1 pseudogene is annotated in these 340 nt (G+C 55.6%); it reads right to left on the reverse strand.

The window, feature by feature from the left end:
- Positions 1-174: 174 nt before the first annotated feature.
- A pseudogene (locus tag HMPREF2932_RS13475) lies at positions 175-340 on the reverse strand (IS256 family transposase); the annotation flags it as partial.

Genomic DNA, 340 nt, shown 5'->3' on the forward strand with positions numbered 1-340 from the left:
CCGGTAACACGGGTTCAAATCCCGTACGGGGTACAAATAAAGAGGGCGACAAGCTATATAGTTGTCGCCCTCTTTCCTGATCGGGTTATGGGTTAGCGGTCTGGAGTCTAGAGGCTTAAGGGACATTTCGTGTGGATTTGCGGCGTGTCGCGTTAAGGGACATTTCGTGTGGATTTAGGCGCGTCCGGCCCAGCCTTTTCTTACGCCTAAGCTGGGGTTCCATTCGTTGTCGATGCCGGTGTCGAATGCGGCAGGTCGCCCGTCTGGGTGGCCGCGCCGTTTAAGTTCTTCTTTCGCCCATGCCTTGCGTGCGGCTTTTTCTCCTTGGCGTCCGAAGTCT

Source organism: Corynebacterium sp. HMSC074H12 (assembly GCF_001813755.1).
GTDB classification, from domain to species: Bacteria; Actinomycetota; Actinomycetes; order Mycobacteriales; family Mycobacteriaceae; genus Corynebacterium; species Corynebacterium hiratae.